Source organism: Jiella flava, from assembly GCF_017349315.1.
Taxonomy (GTDB): Bacteria; Pseudomonadota; Alphaproteobacteria; order Rhizobiales; family Rhizobiaceae; genus Jiella; species Jiella flava.
The window spans coordinates 156,553-177,200 of the sequence record NZ_JAFMPP010000007.1; the positions used below are offsets into that span (position 1 = coordinate 156,553).

24 protein-coding genes are annotated in these 20,648 nt (G+C 64.3%); 11 read left to right on the top strand and 13 right to left on the bottom strand.

Translation table 11 applies throughout. From position 1 onward, the window contains the following. Positions 1 to 42: 42 nt before the first annotated feature. Entirely contained in the window at positions 43 to 264 is a 222-nt protein-coding gene (gene rpmE / locus J1C48_RS10205) for a 50S ribosomal protein L31 (protein WP_207257736.1), read from the bottom strand. Positions 265 to 467: 203 nt separating this feature from the next. On the opposite strand from rpmE, the gene J1C48_RS10210 reads away from it, so the two are divergent. Next, positions 468 to 2,285: an ABC transporter transmembrane domain-containing protein gene (locus J1C48_RS10210; protein WP_207257737.1), complete on the top strand. Its 1,818-nt coding sequence runs from the start codon at positions 468 to 470 to the stop codon at positions 2,283 to 2,285. A 252-nt stretch (positions 2,286 to 2,537) separates the two neighbouring features. Continuing rightward, positions 2,538 to 2,951, top strand: coding sequence for a DUF7282 domain-containing protein (locus tag J1C48_RS10215; RefSeq protein ID WP_207257738.1), 414 nt, complete (start codon positions 2,538 to 2,540; stop codon positions 2,949 to 2,951). Positions 2,952 to 3,075: 124 nt separating this feature from the next. On the opposite strand, the gene J1C48_RS10220 is transcribed toward J1C48_RS10215, so the two are convergent. The 8 genes from J1C48_RS10220 to J1C48_RS10255 form a co-directional block, all read right to left on the bottom strand. After that, a complete protein-coding gene (locus tag J1C48_RS10220; RefSeq protein ID WP_207257739.1) occupies positions 3,076 to 3,468 on the bottom strand; it encodes a VOC family protein in 393 nt (130 codons plus the stop codon). Positions 3,469 to 3,566: 98 nt separating this feature from the next. Beyond that, complete coding sequence (locus J1C48_RS10225; protein WP_207257740.1) at positions 3,567 to 4,247, bottom strand: helix-turn-helix transcriptional regulator; 681 nt, start codon at positions 4,245 to 4,247, stop codon at positions 3,567 to 3,569. A gap of 46 nt (positions 4,248 to 4,293) precedes the next feature. After that, entirely contained in the window at positions 4,294 to 5,322 is a 1,029-nt protein-coding gene (locus J1C48_RS10230; protein ID WP_207257741.1) for a peptidoglycan -binding protein, read from the bottom strand. A gap of 6 nt (positions 5,323 to 5,328) precedes the next feature. Continuing rightward, on the bottom strand, positions 5,329 to 6,399 hold the full coding sequence (locus J1C48_RS10235; RefSeq protein ID WP_207257789.1) for a MotA/TolQ/ExbB proton channel family protein: 1,071 nt from the start codon (positions 6,397 to 6,399) through the stop codon (positions 5,329 to 5,331). A gap of 410 nt (positions 6,400 to 6,809) precedes the next feature. Beyond that, complete coding sequence (locus tag J1C48_RS10240) at positions 6,810 to 7,646, bottom strand: inositol monophosphatase family protein (protein WP_207257742.1); 837 nt, start codon at positions 7,644 to 7,646, stop codon at positions 6,810 to 6,812. A gap of 68 nt (positions 7,647 to 7,714) precedes the next feature. Continuing rightward, positions 7,715 to 8,278 (bottom strand): elongation factor P, encoded by a 564-nt coding sequence (gene efp / locus J1C48_RS10245; protein ID WP_207257743.1) that lies wholly within the window; start codon positions 8,276 to 8,278, stop codon positions 7,715 to 7,717. 208 nt (positions 8,279 to 8,486) lie between these two features. Beyond that, entirely contained in the window at positions 8,487 to 9,560 is a 1,074-nt protein-coding gene (locus J1C48_RS10250; protein ID WP_231081680.1) for a tetratricopeptide repeat protein, read from the bottom strand. Next, positions 9,557 to 10,207 carry a thiamine phosphate synthase gene (locus J1C48_RS10255; protein WP_207257791.1) on the bottom strand — a complete coding sequence of 217 codons (651 nt, stop codon included), beginning with the start codon at positions 10,205 to 10,207 and terminating at the stop codon, positions 9,557 to 9,559. Before J1C48_RS10255 ends, J1C48_RS10250 begins: the two co-directional genes overlap by 4 nt. 188 nt (positions 10,208 to 10,395) lie before the next feature. On the opposite strand from J1C48_RS10255, the gene J1C48_RS10260 reads away from it, so the two are divergent. Next, positions 10,396 to 11,154 (top strand): TSUP family transporter, encoded by a 759-nt coding sequence (locus tag J1C48_RS10260; protein WP_207257744.1) that lies wholly within the window; start codon positions 10,396 to 10,398, stop codon positions 11,152 to 11,154. A 57-nt stretch (positions 11,155 to 11,211) separates the two neighbouring features. Beyond that, positions 11,212 to 12,846, top strand: a complete 1,635-nt coding sequence (locus J1C48_RS10265; RefSeq protein ID WP_207257745.1) for an acyl-CoA synthetase — start codon at positions 11,212 to 11,214, stop codon at positions 12,844 to 12,846. Positions 12,847 to 12,929: 83 nt separating this feature from the next. Here J1C48_RS10265 and J1C48_RS10270 read toward each other — a convergent pair whose 3' ends face one another. Beyond that, on the bottom strand, positions 12,930 to 13,106 hold the full coding sequence (locus J1C48_RS10270) for a YdcH family protein (RefSeq protein ID WP_207257746.1): 177 nt from the start codon (positions 13,104 to 13,106) through the stop codon (positions 12,930 to 12,932). 212 nt (positions 13,107 to 13,318) lie between these two features. Here J1C48_RS10270 and J1C48_RS10275 point away from each other — a divergent pair, with 212 nt between their 5' ends. The 5 genes from J1C48_RS10275 to J1C48_RS10295 all read left to right on the top strand — a co-directional run bounded on the left by J1C48_RS10275 (position 13,319) and on the right by J1C48_RS10295 (position 16,366). Beyond that, complete coding sequence (locus J1C48_RS10275; RefSeq protein WP_207257792.1) at positions 13,319 to 13,522, top strand: YdcH family protein; 204 nt, start codon at positions 13,319 to 13,321, stop codon at positions 13,520 to 13,522. Next, positions 13,519 to 14,022, top strand: coding sequence for a 5-(carboxyamino)imidazole ribonucleotide mutase (gene purE / locus J1C48_RS10280; protein ID WP_207257747.1), 504 nt, complete (start codon positions 13,519 to 13,521; stop codon positions 14,020 to 14,022). Before J1C48_RS10275 ends, purE begins: the two co-directional genes overlap by 4 nt. Then, positions 14,019 to 15,107, top strand: coding sequence for a 5-(carboxyamino)imidazole ribonucleotide synthase (locus tag J1C48_RS10285; protein WP_207257748.1), 1,089 nt, complete (start codon positions 14,019 to 14,021; stop codon positions 15,105 to 15,107). Before purE ends, J1C48_RS10285 begins: the two co-directional genes overlap by 4 nt. Before the next feature lie 147 nt (positions 15,108 to 15,254). Next, entirely contained in the window at positions 15,255 to 15,380 is a 126-nt protein-coding gene (gene ykgO, locus J1C48_RS10290; protein ID WP_084411784.1) for a type B 50S ribosomal protein L36, read from the top strand. Between the two features lie 317 nt (positions 15,381 to 15,697). Further along, a complete protein-coding gene (locus J1C48_RS10295; RefSeq protein WP_207257749.1) occupies positions 15,698 to 16,366 on the top strand; it encodes a tetratricopeptide repeat protein in 669 nt (222 codons plus the stop codon). Positions 16,367 to 16,595: 229 nt separating this feature from the next. Here the strand turns inward: J1C48_RS10295 and pyk are convergent, their stop codons facing one another. The 3 genes from pyk to J1C48_RS10310 form a co-directional block, all read right to left on the bottom strand. Further along, the gene (pyk, locus tag J1C48_RS10300; protein WP_207257750.1) at positions 16,596 to 18,032 is read right to left on the bottom strand and encodes a pyruvate kinase; all 1,437 of its coding nucleotides are present in this window, start codon (positions 18,030 to 18,032) and stop codon (positions 16,596 to 16,598) included. After that, positions 18,029 to 18,475, bottom strand: a complete 447-nt coding sequence (locus tag J1C48_RS10305) for a DUF1036 domain-containing protein (protein WP_207257793.1) — start codon at positions 18,473 to 18,475, stop codon at positions 18,029 to 18,031. The genes pyk and J1C48_RS10305 overlap by 4 nt, the downstream gene beginning before the upstream one ends. Before the next feature lie 129 nt (positions 18,476 to 18,604). After that, on the bottom strand, positions 18,605 to 19,594 hold the full coding sequence (locus J1C48_RS10310; protein WP_231081678.1) for a DMT family transporter: 990 nt from the start codon (positions 19,592 to 19,594) through the stop codon (positions 18,605 to 18,607). Between the two features lie 283 nt (positions 19,595 to 19,877). Here J1C48_RS10310 and J1C48_RS10315 point away from each other — a divergent pair, with 283 nt between their 5' ends. Both J1C48_RS10315 and J1C48_RS10320 read left to right on the top strand, forming a co-directional pair. Further along, positions 19,878 to 20,186, top strand: a complete 309-nt coding sequence (locus J1C48_RS10315; RefSeq protein ID WP_207257751.1) for a DUF1244 domain-containing protein — start codon at positions 19,878 to 19,880, stop codon at positions 20,184 to 20,186. 186 nt (positions 20,187 to 20,372) lie between these two features. Further along, the gene (locus tag J1C48_RS10320) at positions 20,373 to 20,636 is read left to right on the top strand and encodes a DUF2312 domain-containing protein (protein WP_207257752.1); all 264 of its coding nucleotides are present in this window, start codon (positions 20,373 to 20,375) and stop codon (positions 20,634 to 20,636) included. The last annotated feature ends 12 nt before the right edge of the window (positions 20,637 to 20,648 follow it).

The following is a 20,648-nucleotide window of genomic DNA, read 5'->3' on the forward strand; positions in this document are numbered from 1 at the left end:
GTCCGGCCTTTTGAAATTCTCGCGACCTTGTGACCAGTCTGCTTAGATGCCGAGGCCCTCGTAGCGCTTCTTGAAGCGCGAGACGCGGCCGCCGCGATCCATCAACTGCTGGTTGCCGCCGGTCCAGGCCGGATGGCTGGTCGGATCGATGTCGAGGTTCAGCTTGTCGCCCTCAGAGCCCCAGGTCGACCGGGTCTGGTACTCGGTACCGTTGGTCATCACCACGGTGATGGTGTGGTAGTCGGGATGGATGTTGGTCTTCATCGCACGCGGTCCTCGAACGGTTTTCGCCAAAAAATCCCCGACGCACCGCAGAGCTCTGGAGCCGGGCCCCATAAGCTGTCGCGATGTCGCGGGGAACGCAAAGCTTTGATCGCTTCCAAAATCGTGTTGGAGCCTATACATCAGGCGCGGGGCGCACACAAGGTCCGGGCGCACCTCCGGAACCAGCTCCCCGGAATCGATGCATGGAGTATCTCTTGCGCGACGACAAGACGGCCAAGGCCGAGCCCACAAAGACGCGCCGGAACCTGAACCCGCTCCGACGACTCGTTCCCTATGTTCTGCGGTACAAAGGTATGGCGATCGGCGCTTGTAGCTTTCTGCTGCTGGCGGCGCTGACCACCCTGTCGCTGCCGCTCGCCGTGCGCCGGGTGATCGACCACGGCTTCATCGAATCGAATGCGGGTCTGATCAACAGCTATTTCGGCATGCTGATGGTCCTGGCCGGCGTTCTCGCCATTGCCAGCGCCGGGCGCTACTATTTCGTCATCACACTCGGCGAACGCGTCGTTGCGGATCTGCGCAAGGATGTCTTCACGCATCTGACGAAACTGTCGCCGACCTTCTACGATGCATCCGAGTCCGGCGAGATCATCTCGCGGCTGGTCGGCGACACGACGCAGGTGAAGTCCGCCGTCGGCCCAACCGCGTCGATCTTCCTGCGCAACGCCATCCTGTTCCTCGGGGCGCTGACGATGATGGTCGCCACCAGCCCCGGCCTGTCACTCATCGTCGTCGGCGCGATCCCGCTGATCGTCCTGCCGCTGGTCGCTTTCGGGCGCGGCGTGCGGCGGCGCTCGCGCAGCGCGCAGGACACGCTGGCCACGGCGACGGCCTTTGCCTCAGAAGCGATCGGCGCGATGCGCACGGTGCAGGCGTTCACCAGCGAGACGATGGTCGCCAGCCGCTTCGGCGACGCCGTTGACGACGCCTTCGGCGCCGCCCGCGCCTCGATCAAGGCGCGCTCGCTTCTGACCATGATCGCGATTTTCCTGATCTTTTCCTCGGTGATCGCGGTGCTATGGATCGGCGCGAGCCGGGTGACCGCCGGCACGCTGTCGCCAGGCACGCTCAGCCAGTTTCTGCTCTACGCGGTGTTCGCCGCCGGCGCGCTCGGGCAGCTCTCGGAAGTCTGGGGCGAGCTGTCGCTGGCCGCCGGCGCCGCGGAGCGCCTGTCGGAGCTTCTCGCCGAAACACCAGCGATCGCGGCCCCCGTCAGCCCGGTGTCGATGCCGGCGCCGGCGAGCGGACGAATCCGCTTCGACAACGTCTCCTTCGCCTATCCGAGCCGACCTGATCTGCCGACCCTCAATGGCCTCAGCTTCACCATCGACCCCGGCGAGACCGTCGCAATCGTCGGTCCGTCCGGGGCCGGCAAATCGACGATCTTCGCCCTTCTGGAGCGCTTCTACGATCCGCTCGATGGCGAGATCCGCGTTGACGGCGTCGATCTGAAGATGACCGATCCGGAAACGCTGCGCGCCCGTATCGCACTGGTTCCTCAGGACACCACGATCTTCGCCGCCTCGGCGCGTGACAACATCGCCTTCGGCGCCCCCGGCGCGCCGAAGGGAGCGATTGCCGCAGCGGCACGCCAAGCGCTGGCCGACGGCTTCATCGCGGCGCTACCGGAAGGCTACGAGACGCTGCTCGGCGAGCGCGGCGTGACGCTGTCGGGCGGTCAGCGCCAACGGATCGCCATTGCCCGGGCGCTTCTGCGCGACGCGCCCGTCTTGCTCCTCGACGAGGCGACCTCGGCCCTCGACGCCGAAAGCGAGGTGCTGGTGCAAAAAGCGCTGGACGATCTCATGGTCGGGCGCACCACCCTGGTCATTGCCCACCGCCTCGCGACGGTACTGAAGGCCGACCGCATTCTCGTCGTCGACGACGGCCGGCTGGTGGAGGAAGGCGACCACCGTAGCCTCATCGCCAGGGACGGGATCTATGCCCGCCTCGCTCGCCTGCAATTCGAGGCGGGTCGCATCGACGCTGCAGCGGAGTAGACGCGTCTCGCCCGGCCTTGCCGACAGCGCCATCGCAACAGACCTGATGGAAAGGCACGCTGGTCATTCGCCACGCGGATGCACGCACCCGATGGTTTCGTCAACGGATGATTGTCGCTTTTCGTGCAACCTGACAGAAACGTCAGAGCGACCAGCACCATTCTGACAGTCTCGCGAAGCGGCGAACCGATCGCCTTGCAAGACGTATCTTTCGTGGAACGCTCATGTTCGCACCCTCAAAAGGACAGTCGCATGAAACGCACGATGATTGCCTTGGCCACGACGGCCGCTCTCACGACGGCCGCTTTCGCCGCATCGGATATGACCCCGGGCGTCACCGCCGCCGACCAGGATGTCTCGGGCGGCCAGGTGATGGCCGAATCCGTCACCGCCCCCGAAGACGGATGGCTGGTGATCCACCGCACCGACTCCGAGATGAAGCCCGGGCCGGTCGTCGGGCATGTGGCGCTGAAGCAGGGCGTCAACGAGAACGTCACGGCGCAGCTCGATGAGGACGTCGCCAGCGGCGACATGCTGATGCTGATGGTCCATTCCGAGGCCGGCGGTCAGGAAGCCGGCACCTTCGAATACACCCTCGGCTCGAAGGAAGACGGGCCCATCCGCGTCGACGACAAGCTCGTCAGCACGACGATCACCGCCCAGTAAGCGGCTCTCGGCCGCAAATGGCATGACGCGCGAGGGCCGCTCCGTTTCCGGGGCGGCCCTTGTGGCTTGGCAAAGCGGCGCCGGATCTGGCACCGCGTCGACGCTGAGAAGACAGGCGATCCCGTCAGGCTTCTGCCGGCACGAAGATGCGAATGCGATTGCCGTCCGACAGCGCCGCGGTGAATGTGTAGCCGAAGTCCATTGCCGTTGGGTCCTGCAGAATCGTCAGCCCGACGCTCGCCGCACGCTCGTGAGCCGCATCGACGCCGGCGCGGCCCGCGGCGATCGCGAGAGCGAATTCCGAAGCACCCGGCCGTTCGCTCACATGCGGTTCCACCGCGTCGATCCGCCAAAGGCCAAGCCTGCCACCGCCAAAGACGAACAGCGCGAAGGTCGTCGACCGCTCGACCGGCGCGCAGCCGAAGAAGCGTTCGAGGCATGCCGCATTGGCGGTGACATCGTCGGTGTAGAGCAGCGTGTAGGGCGCGCCGTTCATTGCCGTTTCCAGGGTCGTCATGGCGGTCTCCGTCAGGGGATTTCGATACTGACGAGCCCTATCCAAAGCCACTGTCAGATTCCGTCAGCAGCGTTTTCCACCCCCGGCTCCGGCGATCATCAGCAATCCTCGTCCATCTCGAAGGTCAGCCGCCAATCGGCGAGAAGCAACCGGTGCCGCCGCTCCATTGCACGACCGGCAAGGTCGAGCCGGACGATACGATCGAGCCGGAAATTGCGAAAATCCTGACGCAACTCGCACCAAGCCGCCAGCACCTCGGCCGCACCGAAAAAGCCGACGACGACCGGCCAGACCGTCCGCTCGGTGGCCTCGCCCTTGGCGTCGCGATAGCCGATCGTCACCGCATCCTCGGTACGGATCGCCGCGCGGATCACATCGAGGGTTTTCGCCGCGCCGGTCTCCGGCATGCCGACGAGAAGCTGCACGTCCTCGACGGAGCGGCCCTTCGGCAAAATCGTGGCGATCTTGGCCAAGGCGCGCGAGGCGTCATCGCCGAGACCATCCGGGAGACGCCGTTCGACGAAGCGCAGGCCGAGCACCACAGCGTCGAGTTCGTCGACGTCGAAATTCAACGGCGGCAGGGTCAGACCCGGCCGCATCACATAGCCGACCCCGGCCTCGCCTTCGATCGGCACGCCCTCGCCCTGCAGCGTGCGGATGTCGCGGTAAAGGCTGCGCAGGCTGACGCCGAGTTCATCCGCCAGCGCTTGACCGGAGATCGGCCGCCGGCGCGCCCTCAGGATTTCGATCAGCTGCAGCAATCGCGGTGCACGGGACATCGCCAGCCTCAAACCAAAGCCCGCGCGCAGGCGGGCGCTGTTGGCCTCACCGCTCGGTGAGCTTGAACTCGATCCGGCGGTTGCGGGCGCGCGCGTCCGCCGTGTCGGCGTCGTCGAGCGGCTGATATTCGCCGAAACCCGTCGCGGCGAGGCGGTTCGGCGGAACTCCGCGCGAGATCAGGAAGCGGACGACGGCGTCGGCGCGGGCCGTGGACAGCGCCCAGTTGTCCGCAAAACGGCCGCCGGTGATCGGGATGTTGTCGGTGTGACCATCGACGCGGATGATCCAGGGGATGTCTGACGGGATCTCCTTGACCAACTCGTTGATCGCATCGGCGAGCTTGGCCATCTCGTCCTTGCCGGCGGGTTGCAGCACGTCCGAGCCGGAGGGAAACAGCACTTCGGACTGAAACACGAAGCGATCGCCGACGATGCGGATGTTCTTGCGGTCCGAAAGGATCTCGCGCAGCCGTCCGAAAAAGTCCGAGCGATAGCGCGACAGCTCTTGCACCCGCTGGGCGAGCGCGACATTCAGGCGGCGGCCGAGATCAGAAATCTTGGTCTGGCTCTCCTTGTCGCGCTTTTCGGATGCATTGAGGGCGTCCTCCAGCGCGGCGATCTGTTGGCGCAGCGCCGACAGCTGCTGATTCAGCAATTCGATCTGCGAGCGGGCGCGCTGGGAAATCGTCTTCTCATCGTTCAGCGCGCTCTTCAGCTCGCCCATTTGGGCATTGGCGGAGGCCGCCGAACCGCTGCCCGACTCAAGCGCCTTCTGCAGTCGCGAGCGCTCGTCCTCGGCGCTGGCGAGGGAGGCGCGCAGCGTGGCGATTTGATCCTGATAGTCCTGACCGTTGGAGCGCTCCAGCGCCAAAAGCTGAGTCAGCTCGTTGATCTGGCTGTTCAAACGGTCGAGCACCGCATCCTTGCCGGAAATCTCCCGGCTGAGCAGAAACTGCGCGAGCACGAAGACCGACAAGAGGAACATGATCGCCAGCAGCAGCGTCGATAAGGCGTCAACGAAACCCGGCCAGTAGTCGATGGTGCGTTCGCTGCGACGGTTCCGGGACAAGGCCATGCGCGATCAGCCCTCCTGGTCGTCCGGGCCGCCGCGGCGGCCTTGCCCAAGCTGCGGCGCGCCGATCTGCCCGGCGAGCTTATCGAGGACGCGGCGCATCTCTTGCTGCTCGCCCGCCTGGTTCTCGACGAAATCGCGCAGCAACTGCTGCTCGCTGCGCATGTGCTGAACGAGCCCCTGAATGCTCTCGGCGAGATTGGCCATCGCCGCGCTGGTGCGCGGGCTGGTGCTCTGGTCGGAGATCATCTTGTTCAAGCGGTCGGACAGCAGCCGCAGTTCGTCCGCCCCCTCGCCTGCCCCGTTCGAGGCCGGCAGGACCATGTCCGACCCGACGTCGGTGACCGACGAGAGCCAGTTTTCGAGCTCGGTGTAGAAGCGGTTCTGCGCGCGGCCGATCTGCAGGTCGAGAAAGCCGAGAATCAACGATCCCGACAGGCCGAAGAGCGAGGATGAGAACGCCGTGCCCATGCCCGCCAGCGGCGCGGAAAGGCCAGCTTTCAACGCTTCGAGGATAGAGTTGGTGTCGCCGCCCGCAGGATCGAGCCCCTGAATCGTCGCGCCGATCGAGCCGATCGTCCGCAACAGGCCCCAGAAGGTGCCGAGCAAGCCGAGAAAGACCAGAAGGCCGATCAGATAGCGCGCGATGTCGCGGGTCTCGTCGAGCCGGGTCGCGATCGAATCGAGGATCGAGCGCATCGAGGTTGTCGACAGTGAGATCGCCCGGCGGCGGCCGATTAACGCCCGCATCGGCGCAAGCAGCACCGGATCGCGAAGCTTGTCGAAGTCCGCCGAGCCATCGCGATAGGCGTTGACCCAGCGCACCTCGCGCGACAGGCGCAGAACCTGGAGCAGCGCCAGGAAGATGCCGACCGCGAGAACGCCGACGATCAGGCCGTTGAGGCCGGGATTGGTGGTGAAGGCCGCCTTCACCTGGCGGCCGAGGATCGCCGCGACGAACCCGGCGAGCGCCAGAAACACCAGCATCGACCAGAGGAAAACGAGCGGACTCGATAAGCGATTCGGATCGAAATCGTCCGGTCTTCGCGGCTTGTCAGTCGGCGCGTCGACGACCTGCATATGGTTTTTCACTCAACTCTCTGACATTGCGGGCGATTCGATGGGCGCGCCATAACACGGCCGCTTACCCCGGAAGAAGGCAGAGCGACGCCGACGCACAGAACCGACGATCCTCGATCGACCCAAAAACCATATAAAATATCGCTGGAAATGGAAATGTCGGCCGGGCAAATGACTGCCGCCGCAAAGGTTGCAATCGACGCAGGGCGACAGCGGTCAGTCTTTGATTCACCGACCGCAGCCACGGAAAAACCGCCACGCGATTTCCATGAACGCCAATCCGGGCACCTATTCGCCCGCCGCCGTGGCGCAACTGCCGCATCGCACCACGATCAGCGCGACAAGGCAAACGCTGCGATTTCGGCTGCGGCATGGCAGCCGGCGAGGCTGACCCTCAAGCTGCCGCCGGATCACGCCTCGTCGGCGCTGTCCGTTGCACGAGCCTTGGCGCGCTTCTTCGCCGCGTCGCCGAGCTGGGCGATCAGCGCCTTATGGATCAGCTCATTGCCGCAGGCGATCTCGCCCATCATATGGTCGAACTTCGCGCCCGCGACATTGGTAACGAAGCCGCCGGCTTCGCGCACGATGATCGCGCCGGCAGCGATGTCCCAAGACTTCAGCCCCTTTTCCCAAAAGCCGTCGAGACGGCCTGCCGCGACATAAGCGAGATCGAGGGAGGCCGCACCTATGCGGCGGATGCCACCGGATTCGGAAATGATCTGGCGCAGCTCGTAGAGATAACCGGCGTGGTCGCCATGGCCGAGAAACGGCGTGCCGGTGCCGAACAAGGCTTCGGGGAGCCGGCTGCGCGCGGACACGCGGATCCGGCGATCGTTGACGAAGGCGCCGCCGCCCTTTTCGGCGACATAGAGCTCGTCCTGGGCCGGATTGAAGATCACGCCGGCGACGATCTGGCCGTCGCGTTCGAGCGCGATCGAGACCGCGAAATTCGGAATGCCGTGCAGGAAGTTCATAGTCCCGTCGAGCGGATCGACAATCCAGCGATGCTGTGGATCCTTGCCCTCGACGATGCCACGCTCCTCCATCAGGAAGCCCCAATCCGGCCGCGCGCGGGACAGCTCTTTGAAGACGATCTCTTCCGCCCGATGATCGGCGACCGAGACGAAGTCCGCCGGTCCCTTCACCGAGACCTGTAGATTTTGGACCTCGCCAAAGTCACGGATCAGCGAGCGGCCAGCCTTCATGGCGGCCTGCGTCATGACGTTGAGCAGCGCGGAACGGGCCATTTCGACCTTTCAGAACAGTTGGGGTCGGGACGGGGCGAAACCGTGCGATCGCCCCGGCGACGATCGCGTCAGTCGGCGCGACGCAGATAGGTGATCTCGTTGGTGTCGACGAGGATCTTCTCGCCCGCCTCGATGAAGGGCGGCACCATGACCCGCACGCCGTTTTCCATCACCGCCGGCTTGTAGGACGAGGCCGCCGTCTGGCCCTTGACCACCGGGTCGGCCTCGACGATCTGCAGCACCACCTGGTCCGGCAGCTGGATGCCGATCGGGCGCTCTTCGTAGCTTTCCACGGTCACGGTCATGCCGTCCTGCAGAAAGGCCGAACGATCACCGACGAACGCCTGCTGGAGTTCGAGCTGCTCGTAGGTCTCGGTGTCCATGAACACCAGCATCTCGCCTTCGGCGTAGAGGAACTGGTAGTCCTTCTGTTCCAGGCGCACCCGCTCAACGGTCTCGGCGGCGCGAAAGCGCTCATTCAGCTTGGTGCCGTCGATCAGGTTCTTCAGTTCGACCTGTGCGAAAGCACCGCCCTTGCCGGGCTTGACATGCGCGGTCTTGACCGCGACCCAGAGCCCGCCATCGTGCTCGATCACATTGCCGGGACGGATTTCATTGCCGTTGATCTTCATCGGAACTCTCGGATGTTTCAAAGCGTCCTCGGCCCCGCTCGCGGGACCGTCGGCCGAAAATGCGGGGTCGATCATTTGCCGTTTCGCCACCCGCCGGAATGAAAACGGCTTGCCGGACATCGCGTCTTGCGCGCCGACCGATGCGACGATTGCGCGCTCAAGACCACAAAAACCCGTCCCGTTCAAGCCGGACCGTCATCCTGACAGCCTACCGCGTGCGAAATCGGTTGGCCGCTTCGAGTGCCGCCTTTTGCGCTTGCGGGTCGAGGCCGCGGAAGAAATCGTCGAGACCGGGGTCGCTGTTCTTCAGTCGCTTGGCCAGCACCGCCCACATCGCGGCAGCCGCCTTGTCCGGATCGGTGCCGATGCCGTCCTTATAAAGATGAGCGACGCGGTTGATGGCGATCGGATTGCCGAGTTCGGCGGCATGGCGCAGAAAGGCAAAACCCACCTTCGGCTCGGCTGGTCCGCCTTTCCCGTTGATCAGCCAGATCCCGTAGTCGATCTGCGCGGTGTCAAAGCCATTGTTGGCCGACGTCTGCAGCCAGGCCCGCGCCCGGGCGAGATTTTCGGGCACGCCACGGCCGTTGGCGAAAAGCTGCGACATCGCATATTGCGCTTCCGGAACGCCGGCCTCGGCGGCCTTGCGGAAATAACCGGCAGCGGCCGAAAAGCCTCCCGAGGGCGAGGCCTCGATCAGCATCTGCGCATAGTTGTATTCGGCGAGCGGCAGGCCCTGATCGGCCGCCGCCTTCATCAAATCGCGGGCCTTCGCCGGATCCGGCGCAACGGCGCTGCCGTCGAGCAGGATCATCGCGTAGCGGAACTGCGCTTCGGCATTGCCCGCCTTTGCAGCCGCCTCGTACCAGCGGGCGGCTTCCTTCATGTCCCGGCGTACGCCCAGACCACGCGAATAGATTTCGCCGAGCAGGGTCTGGGCGGCCGGATCGCCGAGATTGGCAAGCGGTTTGGCCAATTCGATCGCGGTCAGATAATAGCCGCGCTGAAACGCCCCATAGGCCATGTCGGAGGGGCTGGGCTTGGTTGCCGCCGGGCTCTTGTCGCCCGTGGAGGCCTTATCGGCCGCCGGTCCCTTATCCTGCGACGCATCGGATTTGGTGCTTTCGATGAGTTTGCCGACCGCATCACTCTGATCGCCGCTGCCTGCCGCAAGGGCCGGTGCCGGCGCCGCCAGACCGCACGCCAGGGCGACACAAAGCCCAGGCATGAAACGCTTCATGCGCGGCGCACCGCGCACGGCCGAACCCACCGGCCGACTCATGCCGACATCCGCTCGAACACCGCGTCGAAGGTCGCGTTGGCCGCGGCGACGGCTTTGGCGGGATCACCACCGTCGCCGAAGACCGCGCGGGACAGAGCGACGAACTCCGCAGCGGTTTCGGCCGCGGTCTCCAACGTCGCCAGATCGCCGCCGCCGAGCAGAATGCATGGGATCTCGACCATCGCCGCCCACCATTTGGCAAGCGCCAGGCTCTTGCGGTGGGCGCCCGGCTCATCGTCGTTGCCGAAGCGTCCGAAGAGGAGATAGTCCGGCATATGCTCGCCGGCTTCCAGCGCGTGGTGCCGGGTCTCAAAGCCCGAGCCACCGACGATCAGCCGCGGCTGGAACCGCTCGATCACCGCGCCGAGTTCCTCAAGATCACCGGTCGCCAGATGCAGACCGTCCGCCTTGACCCGACCGGCGACGCGGCTATCGCCGACGACGATCGCAGCGGCACCTGCCGCCTGGATTACCGGCACCAGCGCCTCGGCATGGCGCTGAAAGCTCTGCTCGTCGCGTCCAGCCGGATCGATAAGAACGGACGCAACGTCACCGCCCGACAACGCGTCGCGCAATCGGGCTTCAGCATCGACATCGGCGAGCGGCGTCGTTACGAGCACCAGCCGGGGGCGGATTGGATCGGTCATCATAACGATTGGTCGCTTAGCCTAGTCGGTGCAGCCTGTGAAGCCGGCTCGATTCGTTTCGGCCATCCGGCAATCCGCGCCCAGGCCCCGACCGCGACGCCAAGCCGCGGGTCTTGGCTGTGATTGCGGACGCAATCTCCCGCCGCCGGGACGATGTCGTCGCGCCTGAAAGAGGACGTCAAAGCCCCGTGATCACCGATCCGATCTTCTACGCACTTGCCGTCCCCGCCGTCGTCCTCGTCGGTCTGTCGAAGGGGGCCTTCGGCGGCACCGCGACCCTTGCCGGCGTACCGCTGATGGCGATCGCCGTCGATCCGGTGACGGCCGCCGCGATCCTGTTGCCTATTCTGGTGGTCATGGACATCGTCAGCCTTCTGGCATGGCGCGGGCGCTTCGATCGGGGTGTCATCGCCACCATGCTGCCGGCTGCCGCTGTCGGCGTTTTGGCCGGCTACCTGACGGCGGCGATGGTTTCGCCGGACGGCTTTCGCCTGACCATTGGCCTCATCGCCATCTGGTTTTTCGCCAACTGGTATTTCGGCCACCGGCATCAGCGCCCGGCGCGCGATCCACAGCCGGTCAAGGGTGCCGTCTGGGGTATGCTCGCGGGCTTTTCGAGCTTCGTCAGCCATGCCGGTGGGCCGCCCTTTCAGATCTATGTCGTGCCCTTGCGTCTTTCGCCGCAGCTTTTTGCCGGCACTTCTGTGGTGTTCTTTGCCGCGGTCAACGCCGTGAAGCTGCTCCCTTATGCGATGCTCGGAGAATTTTCCGCCGCCAATCTCGCCACCTCGGCGATCCTCCTGCCGCTTGCCCCGCTCTCGACACTCGCCGGCGTCTGGCTGGTGAAGCGCATCGACCCGGAGCTGTTCTACCGTCTGATTTATTGGATGCTGCTGCCGATCGGCTTGAAACTGGCGTATGATGGCGGACTTGCGCTGCTGTTTTAACGCCGACGATTCTGCGATGACGCACCCATAACGATACCGCAAGACCGGGAGGACTTTTTGGGGATTTATGACGAGCATCTCGACCGCAACGCCGCCAATCACCAGCCGCTGACGCCGCTGACCTATCTGTCGCGCGCCGCCCAGGTCTTTCCGGACCGCATCGCCATCATCCACGGCGCGCTGCGCCGGACCTATCGCGACTTTTATGCCCGCTCGCGGCAGTTGGCCTCGGCCCTGCAGCAGCGCGAAGTCGGCCGCGGCGACACCGTCGCGGCGATGCTTTCAAACACCCCGGCGATGCTGGAGGCCCATCATGGCGTCCCGATGGCGGGCGCCGTGCTGCTGTCGATCAACACCCGGCTCGACGCTGACATCATCGCATTCCAGCTCGACCACGCCGAGGCCAAGGTGGTGATTGTCGACCGTGAGTTTGCAGGCGTCATGGCCGAGGCGCTCGCCAAGGCGAAGGTCACGCCGATCGTCGTCGACTATGACGACCCAGATTTTCCCGAAGACGCTCCCGCTCAAAAAGGCGATCCGATCGGCAGCCTCGAATATGAGAGACTCATCGCCGAGGGCGATCCGGACTTCGCCTGGGCGATGCCAAAGGACGAATGGGACGCGATTTCGCTCAACTACACCTCCGGCACCACCGGCAATCCCAAGGGCGCCGTCTATCACCATCGCGGCGCGGCGCTGATGGGCTATGCCAACATCGTCGCGGCCGAGATGACCGGCCATCCGGTCTATCTCTGGACCCTGCCGATGTTCCACTGCAACGGCTGGTGCTTTCCCTGGACGCTGGCGATCCAGGCCGGCACCCATGTCTGCCTGCGCTGGGTGCGGGCCAAAGCGATGTACGACGCCATCGCCGATCACGGCGTCACCCATCTGTGCGGTGCGCCGATCGTCATGGCGACGCTGATCAACGCCGATGACGGCGACAAGCGCGACTTCTCCCACACCGTGACCTTCAACACCGCCGCCGCACCGCCGCCGCAATCGGTGCTTGCCGGCATGGTGGAGGCCGGCTTTGCCGTGACCCATCTCTACGGCCTCACCGAGACCTACGGCCCGGCGGTGGTGAATGCTTGGAAGGCCGAGTGGGATGCTCTCGACGCCGCCGCCCGCGCTGCGCAGAAGGCCCGCCAGGGCGTGCGCTACCCCGCGCTCGAAGACCTAGCGGTCATGGATGCGAAAACCATGGAAAAGGTGCCGGCCGACGGCGAGACGATCGGCGAGGTGATGTTTCGCGGCAATATCGTCATGCGCGGCTATCTGAAAAACCCGGAGGCCAGCGCCGAGGCGTTCAAGGGCGGCTGGTTCCATTCCGGCGATCTCGGCGTCTGCCACGAGGACGGCTATGTCGAGCTGAAGGACCGGGCCAAGGACATCATCATTTCCGGCGGCGAGAACATTTCGTCGATCGAGGTCGAGAACGCGCTCTACCTGCATCCGGCGGTGCAGACCGCCGCCGTCGTCGCCAAGCGGGACGAAAAGTGGGGCGAAACGCCCCTCGCCTTCATCGAGTTGAAACCCGGCCGCACGGCCAGCGCCGAAGAGCTGCTCGCCCACTGCAGGGAGAAACTTGCGCGGTTCAAATGTCCGAAGGAGATTCGATTCGTCGACCTGCCCAAAACCTCGACGGGTAAGATCCAGAAATACGTGCTGCGCAAAATGGCCGACGACTGAACGGGGGCATAAAAAACGGGGCGCGTGCCCCCGTCTCCATCGGACGCGGCTGACGCCGCGCCCGATGGCCATTCCCTATGCTCCTAGTGGCCCGAGCGCTGAAGCCGTTCGATCTCTTCTTTGAGCCGAAGCTTCCGGCGCTTCATCTCCTTGATCTCCGCATCGCTCATGGCTGGCTTCGAGACCATCGCTGCCGTAATCTCCTGATCGAGGGCAGTGTGGCGCTGCTGCAGCGTTGTGATGTGAGTGTTCAAGGACATGTGCATCTCCCTTTTCGAAGTGGGTCCGGCACGCCAGACAACAGCCGTGACTGTGACCGGTCGAGCGTGTCATAAAAGTTTGGTACTGTCGAAGGGGGAAACAAGTTGCCGGTGCGGAATGTGAGATGCCGGTTTACGAATTGTGATGATGGCACATGACCTTCGATCCGAACCGCCTTCAGGGTGCGGCGAAGTGTCTCGAAAGGAAGTCGATGGGGGAACAGGAGCAGGCGGCGCTCCGGCTCGAAGTGGCCAGATTGCGTCAGGAACATGCTGATTTCGACGCCGCAGTCGAAGCGATGGAGGCGATGGGTTGCGATCGTCTTCGCGTCCAGCGCATGAAAAAGAAAAAGCTGGCCATCAAGGACAAGCTTCAGGACCTCGAAGACCAGATCATTCCGGATATCATTGCATGAGCAGCCGATCGACACCGCCCGTCGCGATCATCATGGGGAGCCAGTCCGACTGGGCGACGATGAAGCATGCCGCCGAGACCCTCGACGAGCTGCAGATCGGTTACGACGCAAGAATCGTCTCGGCCCACCGCACGCCCGAACGACTTTATCGCTTCGCCACGGGCGCCAAGGCTGAAGGTTTCAAGGTGATCATCGCGGGCGCCGGCGGCGCCGCCCATCTGCCCGGCATGACGGCGGCGATGACGCCGCTGCCGGTGTTCGGCGTGCCGGTCGAAAGCCGCGCGCTCTCCGGACAGGACAGCCTGCTGTCGATCGTTCAGATGCCGGCCGGCGTGCCGGTCGGAACACTGGCGATCGGCCGCGCCGGCGCGATCAACGCCGCCATTCTCGCCGCGTCGGTCCTTGCCCTCGCGAATGACGACGTCGCCGCCCGTCTGGATGCCTTTCGCGAGGAGCGGACGGCAGCCGTCACGGCCGAACCTGTGAGGGACGAGGCGTGAGTGGCGCTCCCCTGCAACCCGGCGCAACGATCGGTATCATCGGTGGCGGCCAGCTCGGCCGGATGCTGGCGATGGCCGCAGCGCGTTTCGGCTACACGATCGCCGTGCTCGATCCGAGCAAGGACTGCCCGGCCGCGCAGGTCGCGACGACGCTGATCGTCGGCCCCTATGACGACGAACCGACGCTGCGGTGCCTGTTCGAGATGTCCGACGTCGTCACCTATGAATTCGAAAACGTCCCGGTCGAGCCGGTTCGCGCGGTCATCGGCGACACGCCGCTGCATCCGCCAGCTGAAGCGCTCGAGGTTTCTCAGGACCGCGTGGTCGAGAAGGCGTTTTTGAATGGCATCGGGGTCGCCACCGCCGAGTGGCGGGCGATCGATACCGCCGACGAACTCGGCCATGCCCTGCTCGATCTCGGCGGTGACTGCATTTTGAAGACCCGCCGCTTCGGCTATGACGGCAAGGGTCAGGCGCGGATCAACGCCGAGACGACCTTTACCGATGCCTTTGAGGAAATCGGCCGAGCGCCTGCGATCCTTGAGAAAAAGGTGCCCTTCGCGTTCGAATTGTCGGTGATCGCCGCGCGCGGCCAATCCGGCGAAATCGTTGCCTATGATCCGGCGGAAAACGTCCACACCCTCGGCATTCTCAAAACCTCGACCGTGCCCGGCCAGATCACCGCGGAAATCGCCGAGCGGGCGAAGGCGATGGCCAGCCAAATCCTGACCCATCTGAACTATGTCGGCGTGATCGGCGTCGAATTCTTTGTCGGGAAGGATGGCACGCTTGTCGTCAACGAAATTGCGCCGCGGGTGCACAATTCCGGCCATTGGACGGAGGCGGCGTGCCTGTGCTCGCAGTTCGAGCAGCACATCCGCGCCATCGCCGGCTTGCCGCTGGCGCCGACCGACCGGCACTTTGCTTGCGTGATGGAAAATCTGATCGGCGACGACGTCGCGCAATTCGATGCGCTGGTGGCCGAACCTGCCGCTGTGCTGCACCTTTACGGCAAGGCTGAAGCCCGGCGGGGCCGCAAAATGGGTCACGTCACCCGAGTCAAAGCCCGTACAAGCGGCATTTGACGCCGCTTCTGCCAAGTGGACGATTGACATCAAATCCTCTTCTGGCTATCTGCAACCATCATCTGGCGCGTCTTGATCGGTGCGCCTTTTTCACTATGCGGCGGAGCGGAAGGACCCGATCGTCGCGACGATCGATCCGGTGAACTCATGAAGATCAAGAATTCTCTGAAGGCCCTCAAGTCCCGTCATCGCGCCAACCGCATGGTTCGCCGCAAGGGACGCATCTACATCATCAACAAGGAAGCCCCGCGCTTCAAGGCCCGCCAGGGCTGAGTGCGGCGCGCCGGGATCGTATCGGCGCAGCTGTTGATAAGCATGAACAACCCGCCAATGGCTGAGCCGTTCGGCGGGTTTTTTGCGTCTCGAGCGGAGAGCGGCCTGCCGTAAGATTGTCCAACGAGACGCGAGAGCGCCGCTCACGAAATCGTCGAATTGACAGTCGCCAAGCGATGGACGACCCTTCGCCGATGCGGATCGTTTCGTCTCTGACCTTCGCCTTTTCCCTCACCCTTGCGGGCAGCGCGGCGCCTCTCGCCTTGGCGCAAGAACAACAGGCGCCGCCCGGCCTCCAAGCCCCCGACGATTCGCCAATGCCAAATCTGCAACCGCCAGGCGGCGAGAACACGCCGCCGATGGTGGTGCCGGCTCCGGACGAGGGCCCAGGCTCCTCGCCCGACGCCTTCGGCGGCACGCCCTTTAGCGACGACGGCGCGGCCGACGCCCTGCCGAGCGACGGGCCCCCGAACGCGACCGCCGACGCCAAGCCGAACGAGACCCAAGCGCAAACGCTCGACCGCTTGTTCGGCGAGCTTCGCAAGCAGCCGGACGCGGACAAGGCCCGCAGCATCGCCGCGCAGATCGAGCGACAGTGGCGCCGGTCCGGCAGCGCCACCGTCGATCTCCTGATGCAGCGCGCGGCCAAGGCGATGGCCGACCAGAACAACGCCGCGGCCCTCGACGTGCTCGATCAGACCATCGTGCTCGATCCGGCCTATGCCGAGGCTTGGAATCGTCGCGCGACGCTGAATTTCACCATGAACAAGTTTGGCAAGTCGCTGGCCGACATCGAGCAGACACTTGCCCGCGAACCGCGCCATTGGGGGGCGCTGATGGGCCTCGGGATGATTCTTGAGCATCTCGACGAGAATCAGAAGGCCTTCGACACCTATATGAAGGTGCTGGCGATCTATCCCGCGCTGAAATCCGCCCAGGACGCCGCCGGACGCCTCGCTGACGAGTTGACCGGTCCGGTGATTTAGAGCGTCCTGTCTGCGTCCGATCGGACGCAGACAGGACGCTCTAACTCTCTGAATCGACGCATCGTGCTTAACGGAACGGGCGGCGCCCCTTCGAAACATCACCGCGGCCGATTTTTCGCGACGGCGATAGCGCGTCGCGGCCACAACTGCGATCGATCATGGCGGTTGCTGCCGACGACCGAAGGCCGGGGACATGCCCCGGCCCCGTCGAATCATTGGTGATCGGCGATCAGACTGCCGAGAGCCCGTCGGAGCCGATATAGGCGACGCGCAGCATGTTGGTTGCGCCGGGAGTGCGCAGCGGCACGCCGGCGGTGATGATCACCCGCTCGCCGGACTTGGCATAGCCCTGCTCGACGGCGATGCGGCAGGCGCGATTGACCATGTCGTCGAGATCCTGGGCATCTTCGGTGACAACACAGTGCAGACCCCAGACCAGCGACAGCCGGCGCGCGGTGGACAGCACCGGCGACAGCGCGATAATCGAGGTCTGCGGCCGCTCGCGGGCGGTACGAAGGCCGGTGGTGCCCGTCGCGGTATAGGTGACGATCGCCGAAATCTTCAACGTCTCGGCCATCTGACGGGCGGCAAGCGACACGGCGTCGGCGCCGGTCGGTTCGGGTTCTGGCCGCTGGGCGAAGATGATGCCGGGATAGAGCGGATCCTTTTCCACCCGCTGGGCGATCCGATCCATCATGGCGACCGACTCGACCGGATAGTCGCCCGCCGCAGATTCGGCCGACAGCATGATCGCATCGGCGCCTTCGTAAACGGCGATCGAGACGTCAGAGACTTCGGCACGGGTCGGGACCGGGGCTGAGATCATCGATTCCAGCATCTGGGTGGCGACAACCACAGGCTTGCCGGCCTTGCGGGCGGCGCGGGTGATCCGCTTCTGGATACCCGGCACCGCTTCGAGCGGCACCTCGACACCGAGATCGCCGCGCGCCACCATGATCGCATCGGAGAGTTCGATGATCTCGTCGAGCCGCTCGACGGCCTGCGGCTTTTCAATCTTCGACAAGAGGAAGGCCCGTCCGCGGGCGATCTTGCGCGCCTCGGCGAGATCGTCAGGGCGCTGGATAAAGGACAACGCCACCCAGTCGACATCGGCGGCGAGCACCGCGTCGAGATCGGCCCGATCCTTCTCCGTCAGCGCGCCTGTGGCAAGCGTCGTGTCCGGCAGGCTGACGCCCTTGCGGTCGGAAATCTTGTCGCCGGCCACGACCTTGCATTCGATATGGGTCTGGTCGGTGGCCACGCATTCAAGCTGCAGCCGACCGTCGTCGATCAACAGCCGGTGGCCGACCTCGACCGCTTCGAGGATTTCCGGATGCGGAAGCTGCACGCGTTGGGCGTCGCCCGGCGCGGGATTGTCGTCGAGGGTGAAGGTCTGCCCGACCTTGAGGGTGACCTTGCCGTCGGCGAAGCGGCCGACGCGGAGCTTCGGCCCTTGCAGGTCGGCGAGAATGCCGATCGGCCGTCCGATCTGCGATTCGACATTACGGATGCGCTGAACCAGCGCCCGCATCAAGTCGTGGTCTGCATGGCTCATATTGATGCGGAAGACGTCAGCGCCGGCTTCATGCAGCTTGCGGATCATCTCCTCGGACGAGGAAGCCGGCCCCAAGGTCGCGAGAATCTTGACCCTACGATTACGTCTCATTCTGTCCCCGATTCCTTACGTGGTGCTTCGGTGAGCTGAACCATCCAGCTCGCCTGCTCGCCGGTGTCGTATTCGCGAAAGCCCATGCGCTGGTAGCCGCGTTTCAAACAGTCCTTGACGCCGACGATTTTGAATTCGTTTTCCGCGATGCACATATTGATCGGACCCGCCCAGCGATTCCGACCATCGGCATCCTCTGCGTAGACGTAGTAGAAGCGCGACGACAACGGGCCTTCGATGATCGATTTACAAGTGGTCGCCGGAATGCGCCACCAGCCCTCGGTAGTCCAACCGGCTTCAGCACGATAACCGATCGCAACGCCGACCAGCGACTGGGTGCCGTTGCAGACTCTGAAATCGGCGCGCGCCGCAACGGCGGTCAAAGGGGCTGTCAAAGCGAAAGCGCCAATGGTCAGAGCGGCAAGGCTGATCGTCTTTCGCATTGCCGAAAATACGCCGTCACCCATCATATCGAACTTCCTGAAAACAAACGATCCTCGATGTGGCAGTGTTCGCGCTGCAGCAACTCGTGTCAACGATCGGGCGAACTCTGGCATGTCGCCGCCACCTTTCTATGACACCGTCGCAACACGGCGGGGGCGTGCGAAAAAAATACCCAGCAGAATGAGGCTTCCGCCAACGATCTGGGTGGGACCCAAAGCTTCGCCGGCAAAAATCCATCCGAACGCCGCGGCGGCGACGGCTTCGATGAAGATCACCAGCGACGAGAAGGCGGCCGATAGTACACCGAGCGCCACCGATAGAAGCCCCTGCCCGCCGGCATGACTGACAATGCCGAGCGCCGCAAGATTCAAGGCTCCGGATAACGAATGCGGCAGCAAGGCATCGTCAGAGACAAGCGCCACCGGAAACAGCACCGCGACCGTGATCACGGTCGACAGCAAGGTCGTCGTCCCGGCACCGGATCCGCCGCGCGCCCGTCGCATGGCGAGAAAATAGAGGCCGAAGAACAACGAGGTGATGAGGCCGAAGACGTCGCCGAGCGGCGATCCCGTGCCGCCGTCGGAATGGACGATCAATAGGGCCGCGCCCGGCACGCAGACCGCGAGGCCTCCGAAGGTGCGTTTCGAAACCGATTCGCCGATCGTCACTTGCGACAACAGCGCCACCCAGAGCGGCGCAAGGCAAGCAAAGAAGGTCGCATTGGCGATCGTCGTGTGCATGATGGCGAGATGCCAAAAGGCCAAATCGCCCGCGAAAAATACGCCAGCCAGGACCACGGCCCGGTGATCGAGCGGCTTTTTGGGCGCTTTCGCGGGACGCCGTCTTGCGGCACGGAGTTCCAGCCCCGCCCACAGCGCCAACAGCGGCAGCGAGGTCAGCGCCCGCCAGAACGCACTGGTAAACGATCCGACATCGGCATTGCGCACAAAGACCGGCGAGATCGCCATGCAAGCCGCCCCGAGAATCAGCAGCACCACCGCCATCCCCGCCGACAGGACCAACGGGGTTGCCAGAGTCTCGACGATGACCGGACCTTGCGCGGTGAGAGCAGGACCGGCCTCGGCCTCGCGCGTGGCATCTTCAAATTCGAGGGACATGGAAAAACCTGCTGGGGCGGCGGACTTGTTCCGCAGGCACATCCATATGCCCCACGGCAGCTGGTGCAAAGTCGAAGACCATAAATTCATCGTCCCAGCCTGACCGATGGAGCAAGATCACCGGCCCCGATCAGGATGCGAGAGCCCCCTTGGCCGCCAGCGATCCAGATTTTCAGCGCCGTCGCGGCCCGCCGATCGCCGCGACGCTCCGGCTAAAGGCTTGAAGCGAACGGCGCGTGTCCGATATGCGGCCGCAACCAGCGAATCGACGGAGACCAGTCCCATGACCGACCTTTCAGATGCCGAGCGCACAGCCCTCGAAGCGGCGGCCTTTCGGCGGCTGCGCGACCATCTGCGCGAGCGCACCGACGTCCAGAACATCGATCTGATGAATCTCGCCGGCTTTTGCCGCAACTGCCTGTCGAATTGGTATCGCGAGGCTGCCGAAGCGCAGGGAATCGCGATGACCAAAGACACCTCGCGGGAGATCGTCTACGGCATGCCCTATGATGAATGGCGGGAAAAATACCAGCGCGAGGCGAGCGCCGATGCGCAGGCGGCCTTCACCGCCAAGGCCAAGAGCGATTCCTGACCGCGGGCAGAGCCGCGGCTGAGCGCCCGTCCCATGCGCCGCGATGCCTCGGCTTCGACCAGGACCGGCACACAGGGCCGGCACCATGGTAACGAAAGGCTTAGGAAAGCCCGTTAAATGCTGACGGCCAAATCCAAACTAGAGGGCGGTGCCGGCAATGGCCGCCGCGAGAAAACGGAGTTCCCCATGTCTGACGTCAACGGTGTCGCCCAGGACCACCTGCGCTCCTTCGTCGAGCGGATCGAGCGTCTCGAAGAGGAAAAGAAGACGATTTCGGACGACATCAAGGACGTCTATGCCGAGGCCAAGGGCAATGGCTTCGACACCAAGGTGCTGCGCAAGGTGATCTCTCTGCGCAAGCAGGACGCCGACGAACGCCAGGAGCAGGAAGCGATTCTCGACCTCTATCTGCAGGCGCTCGGCATGGCGCCAAGCATGAGCGAAGGCTGACGTTCCGCATCG